This is a genomic window from Paracoccus haematequi, assembly GCF_900631945.1.
Lineage (GTDB): Bacteria > Pseudomonadota > Alphaproteobacteria > Rhodobacterales > Rhodobacteraceae > Paracoccus > Paracoccus haematequi_A.
The window spans coordinates 1-9,248 of the sequence record NZ_UZWE01000044.1 but is presented as its reverse complement, the minus strand read 5'-3'; the positions used below and the strand labels follow the sequence as shown (position 1 = coordinate 9,248).

7 protein-coding genes are annotated in these 9,248 nt (G+C 67.9%); 6 read left to right on the top strand and 1 reads right to left on the bottom strand.

What is annotated here, in order from left to right:
- From PARHAE_RS15290 to PARHAE_RS15265, 6 genes are all read left to right on the top strand, one after another.
- The coding region (locus PARHAE_RS15290) for a lysozyme (protein WP_126155440.1) at nucleotides 1-529 on the top strand (529 nt) is incomplete at its 5' end.
- Complete coding sequence (locus PARHAE_RS15285; RefSeq protein WP_041375644.1) at nucleotides 526-735, top strand: hypothetical protein; 210 nt, start codon at nucleotides 526-528, stop codon at nucleotides 733-735. The genes PARHAE_RS15290 and PARHAE_RS15285, both read left to right, overlap by 4 nt.
- Entirely contained in the window at nucleotides 732-1,616 is an 885-nt protein-coding gene (locus tag PARHAE_RS15280) for a DUF2163 domain-containing protein (protein ID WP_126155439.1), read from the top strand. The genes PARHAE_RS15285 and PARHAE_RS15280 overlap by 4 nt, the downstream gene beginning before the upstream one ends.
- Nucleotides 1,613-2,047 (top strand): NlpC/P60 family protein, encoded by a 435-nt coding sequence (locus tag PARHAE_RS15275; protein ID WP_013654520.1) that lies wholly within the window; start codon nucleotides 1,613-1,615, stop codon nucleotides 2,045-2,047. Before PARHAE_RS15280 ends, PARHAE_RS15275 begins: the two co-directional genes overlap by 4 nt.
- 9 nt (nucleotides 2,048-2,056) lie before the next feature.
- The gene (locus PARHAE_RS15270; RefSeq protein WP_126155438.1) at nucleotides 2,057-6,100 is read left to right on the top strand and encodes a baseplate multidomain protein megatron; all 4,044 of its coding nucleotides are present in this window, start codon (nucleotides 2,057-2,059) and stop codon (nucleotides 6,098-6,100) included.
- A gap of 11 nt (nucleotides 6,101-6,111) precedes the next feature.
- Nucleotides 6,112-8,034: a DUF2793 domain-containing protein gene (locus PARHAE_RS15265; protein ID WP_126155437.1), complete on the top strand. Its 1,923-nt coding sequence runs from the start codon at nucleotides 6,112-6,114 to the stop codon at nucleotides 8,032-8,034.
- Between the two features lie 53 nt (nucleotides 8,035-8,087).
- Here PARHAE_RS15265 and PARHAE_RS15260 read toward each other — a convergent pair whose 3' ends face one another.
- A complete protein-coding gene (locus PARHAE_RS15260) occupies nucleotides 8,088-9,149 on the bottom strand; it encodes a cation:proton antiporter (RefSeq protein ID WP_126155436.1) in 1,062 nt (353 codons plus the stop codon).
- Nucleotides 9,150-9,248: the final 99 nt, after the last annotated feature.

Here is a 9,248-nt window from a genome sequence, read left to right as displayed (position 1 = left end):
CGGGGCACCCGATCCGGCCGCGATGCCGCGCGGCATGCCCGCCAATCTAGATGCAGGGATCCGCGAGGCTTTTGGGGTCTCCCGCGCCGACCTCGCGCGTTACGAGGCCGCCGTCCTGCGCGCCGTGAAGGTGCCGCTCAAGCCGCACGAGTTCGATGCGCTGGTTTCGTTTCACTACAATACAGGCGGCATCGCCAAGGCTGCGCTGACCCGGCACCTGAACGCGGGCGACCGGGTTGCAGCTGCAGCGGCTTTCATGGGCTGGCTCAAACCCGCCGCGATCCAAGCGCGGCGTGAGGCCGAGCGCGACCTCTTCGCCACGGGCCGCTATCCCGCCGGCACCATCCCGGTCTGGTCGGTCGACCGCAACGGCCGGGTCGATTTCTCGCGACCGATCCGGCGTCTGACCGAGAACGAGGCGCTGGCGCTACTTCGGCCGTCGACTGCGTCGGTGCCGACGCAATCCGTTGTCGCTCCGCCGTGGTGGCGGAGGCTGTTGGACCACTTCAAAGGAAAGGCAACATCATGAACTGGAACCTTGCGCGTGGGCTGATCTACCTTGCCTGTCTGGCGGCCTCTGGTCTGGCGATGGCCGGGCTGGCGGATTTCGATCTGGCGACCGGCACCTTCGACTTGAGGCCCTTCAACATCTACGCGCTGACCGGCGCTGGCGGCGGTGTCGTCTCGTCCGCACTGGCCTCTCTGGCGTTGCTTCGCGGCTGGGGGCGGAAGTGAAATCCCTCTCGCCCGAGCTTCAGGCCCATCTCGACGAGGGCACGACGACGCTCGCTTGGGTGTGGCGGATCGCCCGGGCCGATGGCGTCACCTTCGGCTTCACCGATCACGACCGCACGCTCAGCTTCGATGGCACGGACTTCGAACCCGAGAGCGGGCTGACGGCGTCCGAGGTGCGCTCGGGCTCGGACCTGTCGGTCGATGCGCAGGACGCGGAAGGCGTGCTGACCTCGGACCGCATCACCGAGACCGACATCCTCGATGGCCGCTGGGACAACGCGGCGGTCGAGGTCTGGCGCGTGAACTGGGCCGACACCGGACAGCGCGTGCTGATGCGGCGCGGAGCCATCGGTCAGATCCGGCGCGGGCGGCTGGCCTTCGTCGCCGAGGTGCGCTCGCTCGCCCATGTCCTCGGCCAGACGGTGGGGCGGACCTTCCAGGCGACCTGCGATGCCGCGCTCGGCGATGCGCGCTGCGGCGTCGATCTGGCGGAACCGGCCTTCAAGGGAACCGGCGCCGTCATCGATCTTCTGCGCGACCGCGCCTTCACTGCCTCGAGCCTCGACGGCTTCGCCTCTGGCTGGTTCACCTTTGGGACCATCGAATGGACCGGCGGCGCGAATGCTGGGAGGCGCACCGAGGTGCTGGGTCATGACGTCACGGACGGCATCGCTGTGCTGACCTTGCTCGAAGCGCCGGTGCGGGCCATCAACGAGGGCGACGCCTTCACCATCCGTGCGGGTTGCGACAAGCGGATCGAGACCTGCGGGGCGAAGTTCGCCAATACCACCAGTTTCCGAGGCTTTCCGCATATCCCCGGCCAGGACGCCGTCCTGCGCTATGCGACGAAGGATGGTGGCCATGATGGGGGCGTGCTGTGAACACCGCCGATCCCGACAAAGTCATCGCGGCGGCACGGTCCTGGCTCGGGACGCCGTACCATGATCAGGCGAGCCTCAAGGGCGTCGGCTGTGATTGCCTCGGGCTCGCCCGCGGCGTCTGGCGCGATGTCGTCGGCCCCGAGCCGTTCCCGATCCCGCCCTACAGCCGGGACTGGGGCGAGACCGGCCCGCGCGAGGTGCTGGCCGAGGGCGCGCGCCGCATGATGCCGGAGATCGCCCCAGCCGATGCCGGTCCCGGCGCGCTGGTGCTGTTCCGGATGACGTCGCGCGCCATTGCCAAGCATGTCGGGATCCTCACCGGGCCCGGCTCCTTCCTCCACGCCTACGAGCGGCTCGGCGTGATTGAGGAACCGCTCACCCCATCCTGGCGGCGGCGCATCGCCTTCGCCTTCCTGTTCCCGCAACGCTGAGACCCCGACATGGCCACCCTCGTTCTCGGCGCGGCCGGCGCCGCCATTGGCGGGTCGATCGGCGGCGCGATCCTCGGCGTCAGCGCCGCGACCATCGGCGGCTTCATCGGCTCGACCATAGGCTCGGTCGTGGACAGCTGGATCATCTCGTCGCTGGCGCCGACGCAGCGCATCGAGGGCGCGCGGCTCGACACGCTGCGCATCACTTCGGCCACCGAAGGCGCGGTCATCCCGCGGCTCTATGGTCGGATGCGGATGGGCGGCAACATCATCTGGGCGACGGATTTCCGCGAGGAGACGAAGACCACCACGCAGGGCGGCGGCAAGGGTGGCGGGGGCGGCAAGGTCAAGACCACCGAGTATCTGTACTATGCAAGCTTTGCCGTGGCGCTGTGCGAAGGCTCCGAAGCCGGTCCCGCAGGGACCATTCTCTCCGGTGGAGAGAATGGAGGCGGAGCAGGCCCGGCAGGGCGGGGAATCACCGGGATCGGGCGTATCTGGGCCGACGGCAAGCCGATGGACCTCTCGGGCGTCACCTGGCGCTGGTATCCCGGCGACGAGGCGCAGGCGGCCGATCCGTTCATCGCCGCGAAGATGGGCGCGGCCAACACCCCGGCCTATCGCGGGACCGCCTATGTCGTCTTCGAGGAGCTGCCGCTTGCGACCTACGGCAACCGCCTGCCGCAGCTGTCGTTCGAGGTCTTCCGGCCGCTCGCTGACCCGGACACCGCCGAGGGGTTGGTCAAGGCGGTGACGATGATCCCGGCCTCGGGCGAATTCAGCTATGCCACCGCGCCTGTCAAGAAGACCACCGGCGCTGGCGGCGCGACTGTGGCCGAGAACCTGAACGCGATCACCGACACCGCTGACATCGTCGTGGCCCTTGATCGGCTGCAGGCCATGGCCCCGGCTGTCGAAAGCGTCAGCCTCGTCGTGGCCTGGTTTGGCGATGATCTGCGCGCCGGAAACTGCAAGGTGCGGCCGGGCGTCGAGGTTGCGGCCAAGACCACGACACCGTCGGCATGGGTCGTGAACGGCGTCAGCCGTGCTGACGCGTTTCTGGTCAGCCGAGATGCCGAGGATCGTCCGGTCTACGGCGGCACCCCTTCGGATTTCGCGGTGGTGCAGGCGATCCAGGAGATGAAGGCACGCGGGTTGCGGGTGACCTTCTATCCCTTCCTGCTGCTGGACGTCCCACCCGGCAACATGAAGCCCAATCCCTACAGCGCCAATGCCGCGGCCTTGGGCCAGCCGACATTCCCCTGGCGGGGGCGGATCACCTGTTCCCCGGCTGCGGGTTTTGCAGGGTCGGTGGACAAGACCGCCCCCGCTGCCACGCAGGTGTCGGCACTGTTCGGCACGGCGACACCCGCGAACTTCAGCGTGTCAGGCACCAATATCAACTGGACCGGGCCGGTCGGGGAATGGTCGTTGCGCCGGATGATCCTGCACTACGCGCATCTGTGCAAAGCGGCCGGGGGCGTCGATGCCTTCCTGATCGGTTCCGAAATGCCGGGGCTGACCACCATCCGCTCGGGCGCCAGCAGCTATCCGGCGGTGCAGGCCTATCGGGATCTGGCCACCGATGTCCGGTCCATCCTCGGGGGAGGCACCAAGCTCGGCTACGCCGCCGACTGGTCGGAATATTTCGGGCACCATCCGAATGATGCCAGCGGCGACGTCTTCTTCCACCTCGACCCGCTCTGGGCCGATCCCGAGATCGACTTCGTCGGCATCGACAACTACATGCCGCTCTCCGACTGGCGCGACGGGTTCGACCATGCGGATGCCGCCGAGGGTTGGCCCGCGATCTACGACCGGGCCTATCTGCAGGCGAACATCGCCGGCGGCGAAGGGTTTGAGTGGTTCTACGCCTCGGCAGCCGACCGCTCTGCGCAAATCCGCACGCCCATCACCGACGGCGCAGCAGGCAAGCCTTGGGTCTTCCGTTACAAGGATCTGCGCGCCTGGTGGTCGAACCCGCATTTCAACCGCCCGGGCGGGGTCGAAAGCGGCACGCCGACGGCATGGGTGCCGCAGTCGAAACCGATCTGGTTCACCGAGCTTGGCTGCCCGGCCATCGACCGCGGCACCAACCAGCCCAATGTCTTCTTCGACCCGAAATCGTCCGAGAGCTTCACGCCGCATTTCTCGCGCGGCTGGCGGGACGACGCGATCCAGCGCGCCTATCTGGAAGCCACCTGGCTCTGGTGGGGCGAAGCCGCGAACAACCCGCTGTCCTCGGTCTACGGCGGCCGGATGGTGCATGTCCCCGAATGCGCCGCCTGGACCTGGGACGCGCGGCCTTATCCGTTCTTTCCGGCGCTGACCGACGTCTGGACCGACGGCGCGAACTGGCGGCTCGGGCACTGGCTGACCGGGCGGCTTGGGGCGGTGTCGCTGGCGGCCCTCGTGCGCCACCTCTGCCTGCGCGCTGGGCTCGATGAGGCGTTGATCGACGTCTCTGGCCTCTGGGGCGCGGTCGAGGGCTATGTGATCGGCGCGCTGGAAAGCCCGCGCGCCTCGATTTCCACGCTGGCGCGGCATTTCGGCTTCGACGCGGCGGAGACCGAGGGCGTGATCCGCTTCGTGATGCGCGGCCGGGCCTCCGTCGCCACACTGGCCATCGACAATCTTGTCGCCAGCCGCGAGGGCGAGGCGCTGGAACTGACCCGCGGCCAGGAGACCGAACTGCCGCAAGCCCTGAAGTGGCAGGTCGCCCGCGCCGACGAGGACTACGACGCCGCCCTCGTCGAGGCGCGGCGCATCACGGTCGACACGACGCGCATCGCCTCCGAGAGCTTCCCGATGGCGATCCCGCCCGAGGAGGTCGAACGCCGCTGCCGCCGGGCGCTGATGGAGGCATGGATCGGTCGGGAAAGCGCCACCTTTCGCCTGCCGCCCTCGTGTCTCGCCCTTGATCCCGCCGACGTGATCCGGCTGGCGCATGACGGACGTGAGGTCGAATTCCGCCTCGTCTCGGTCGCCGATGCCGAGGCGCGCGGGATCGAGGCTGTCCGCCAGGACCGCGCCGCCTACGACCTGCCGCCCGGCGATCCCCGAGCGGCCTCTCTGACGCGAGCAGTAGTATTCGGCGCGCCGGAGGCGCTGCTGCTGGACCTGCCGCAGCTCTCCGAGAACCAGCCCGCGCATCGGCCGCTCATCGCCGCCCATGCCGTGCCATGGCCCGGCGAGATGGCGGTGTTCCGCAGCCCCTCGACCGACGGCTTCGAGCTGCTGGCCACGTTCGGCGCGCGCGCCCGGATCGGCACGCTGATCTCGGATTTCTACGCCGGGCCCACCTCGCGCTTCGACCTCGGCAACGCGCTGGTGGTCGACTTGCTGACCGGCACGCTGGAGAGCGTCACGGATCTGGCGCTGTTCGGCGGCGCCAACGCGCTCGCCATCGAGAGCGCACCGAGTGTCTGGGAGATCGTGCAGGCGGGCGTGGCCGAACTGCTGGCCCCCGGTCGCTATCGCCTGACCCGGCTCCTGCGCGGCCAGCGCGGGACCGAGGCCGCCATCGGCAACTCGGCGCCCGCCGGTGCCCGCGTCGTGGTGCTGGACGCCTCGTTGGCACCACTGCCGATCGCTGAGGCCGATCTCGGGCTCCCCTGGAACTGGCGCATCGGCCCGGCGAGCCGCCCGGTCAGCGACGAGACCTATGTGGCGCAGAGCTTCACGCCGACCGGGCGCGGCCTTGTGCCCTTTGCCCCGGTTCATGTCGAACAACCATGGCGCGCGGCGCGCAACCCGGGCGATCTGATCCTCCGCTGGACGCGGCGGTCGCGCGCGCTGGTGGCCGATGCCTGGGAACAGGTCGAGGTGCCGCTGGCTGAGGATTCTGAGAGCTACGACATCCAGATCATCGACGGGGCCTTGGTCAAGAGGACGCTCACCAGCATCACGACCTCCGTCCTCTACACCGCCGCCCAGCAGACCGCCGATTGGGGCACGCCGCTTGGCCCCGGTCAGACGCTGGCGATCCGCATCTACCAGCTCTCGAACCGCCTCGGCCGCGGCACGCCCGCGACTGTGACCCTCTTGTTCTGAAGGGACGACCCATGTCCGACACCACGACCCATCTGGGACTGCCGTATCTGCTGGCGGCTCAGGCGCAGAAGCATGTCACCCACAATGAGGCCCTGCGCCTCTTGGACGCCATGGTGCAGCTGTCGGTGCTCGACCGCACGCGCACCGCGCCGCCAGCGAGCCCCGCCGATGGGGACCGGCATCTGGTGGCCTCGGGAGCCACCGGCCTCTGGGCCGGTTGGGACCTGAACATCGCCTTCTGGATCGATGGCGCGTGGATCCGCCTCGTGCCGCGCCCCGGTTGGATCACTTGGATCGCGGCCGAGGGGCTGTTCCTCGTCTGGACCGGCGCGGCCTGGGAGGTGGTGGGCGAGCCCCGCGACGTGTCCGATGCGGTGTTCAGCCTGGTGAACGATGCGGATCCCACGAAGAAGGCCACCTTCTCGCTGGCAGGGATCAGCGCAGGGACCACCCGCAGCTTCACCCTGCCGAACACCTCCTCGGAGCTGGCGATCCTGGCGGGCACCCAGACCTTCACCGGCAACAAGACCTTCTCGGGCTCACTGACCGCCTCAGGCACGGTCACGGTCGCCGCCGCGACCGCAACCATCGGCACGGCGACGGGCACCGCGACCTATGGGCTGGGCACCGGCGCGACGACGACCGGGGTCACAAAGACCGTGAACATCGGAGTCGGCGGCGCGTCCGGATCGACCACCGTCGTCAACATCGGCTCGGCCACCTCGCGCGCAAACGGTACGACGGTCATCAATACGCCGACCGTGACCTTCGCCAATGCCGTGACGCAGGTCGGCATGCCCCAGGCCAACCTCAGCGCGCAGCTGCTGGGCCTCGGCGGGGCGACGGCCGACAGCTATAACCGGCTGTCCGTGAACACCCCCGCAGTGCTTCTGAACAACGCCGGCGCGGGTATCGAGGCGACAGTGAACAAGGCCGCCCCGGCGAACGACGCCGCCTTCGCCTTCAAGACCGGGTTTTCGGCCCGAGCGTTGATCGGTCTCCTCGGCAATGACGACTTCAGCTTCAAGGTCAGCCCCGATGGCTCGGCCTTCTATGACGCCATCCGCGTCGACCGCAGCAGCGGCCAAGTGGAACTGCCGCAGCCCACGGTCCTGCCCGGCCTCAATGCAGCGCCGACCCCACCTTCCGCAGGCAAGGCGGCGATCTATGCCCGCAACCGGGCCGGAGCGCCGTGGATCGATGTCATGCGTCCGTCCGGCCGCGACTTCGCGCTGCAGCCGCATTTCGGGGTGAACCGGATCGCCAACTGGTCACCCTCGACCGGCACCACGATCAACAGCGAGGGCCTGCCCATCACGTCCGTCGGCACCGTCTCGCACCCGACGCTGGCCGCCACGAACCTCGCCGCCTCGATGCGCCGCTGGCGCCTGACTTCGGCGGCGGTGGTGGATTCGGCCGCCGACCAGCGATCAGCAGGCTGGGCCTGCTGGCGCGGCAATGCGGCGGGGCTGGGCGGCTGGACTTTCGTCACGCGGATTTCGCTGACGACGCTGCAGGCGACCGGCATGGGCTTCTTCGGCCTCTACGGCTCTACCGCTGCGTTGGCCACCACCCTGACTCTGGCCGCCGCCATCAACTGCATCGGTATCGGCTTCCAGCGCGGCACCCACACACGCTGGCAACTCGTGGCCAACGACGGCACGGGCGCGCCGACGCTGACCGACGTGGGCGCGAGCTTTACCATCACCACCGGCGGCGTGTTGACCCTCTACATAGCCGCCCCGCCGAACGGCAGTTCCGTATGGGTTCGCGTGGTGGACGAGGTGGCCGGCGCGATCTTCGAACAGGAGATCACCGCCGATCTGCCTGCCGCGACACAGTTCCTGTCGCCCCGGCTATTCATGAACACCGGCGCCACGGCTGCTGCCGTCGCCTATGACTGCGCCGGGGTCTATGTCGAGACGGATTTCTGAAGCCTGAGGAGCCTGCATCGCGCTTCCGCCGGGCAGGGCCGCTCCCTTGGACTTCAGTCGACTCCGGCGCCAGACCGCGCGGCCCGGCGGACAAGAATGCTCCCTATCGGCATGCTGATCCCGATAGCAAGGAGAATGGGTCCGGCAACCATGTCGGAGATAAGCCCCGAGGACAGGGATACGGAAACAAGCATGAGGCCGAATTCGCCTCCATGCCCGAGTATCATGCCAGCCCTGCGCATGACCTGCGCTTCTTCCCCGAACAGCATCCCGAGCAAAATCACGATCAGGGCCTTGCCGATAATCAGGATCGCCAGCCAGATCAGTACGGCAGGCCAGACATCGGGGATCAGCCCGAGGGGCAGTTGCACTCCGATGCCGATGAAGAAGACGCCCACGAACAGATCGCGAAACGGCCGGATTTCCTTTTCGACGACGTGGCGCGCATCGCCTTCGCCGATGATCATGCCGGCCGCGAAGGCGGCGAGCGCGGGCGACAGACCGACCGATGTCGCGGCAATCGCCGACCCGAAGGCAATCGCCAGAGCCAGAAGCTGCGCGAGTTCGGGGTCCCGCTGCGTTGCCGTCCACCTCGCTAGGGCCTGAAGCGGTCCCCGCGCGATAAAGAGAAGTGCCACAAGGGCCGCTGCGCCGCCGATCATGGTTGCGACGCCGCGCCCTTCGGCCGTGCCGGTCGCCGAGTCGTGCATGAGCAGCAGCCCGACGGCGGCCAGATCCTGGAACAGCAGGACCCAGATCGCCATCCGACCCGCCGGAGACCCAAGCGCATTCGCCCCCGCAAGCACCTTGAGGCACATGGCTGTGGATGACATCGCAACGGCCCCGCCGATGAGGATTGCGGAAACTGATGCGAGATCGAAGACCAAACTCGCTACCAACGAAACCGTTATCGTCGTGACTGAAACCTGTACAGCCCCAAGACCGAAGACATGCTTCCTGAGTGTTACGAGCTTCTCGAAGGAGAATTCCAGACCAAGCGCGAACAGCAGGAGTACGACTCCGATTTCGCCAATACTGCTCAGGGCAGCGCTCTCCGCAGTCAGGCCGAGGCCAGCGGGTCCAATGACTATACCGGCAAGAATGTAACCGACGATGCTAGGGTGTGTTGACGTTCACCGGAGTCGGATGACGGTTGCGGCGAGAGCAATGAAGGCGCTGAAACTTTCATCAGTCTTGCAGCAGCGCATGGCGAT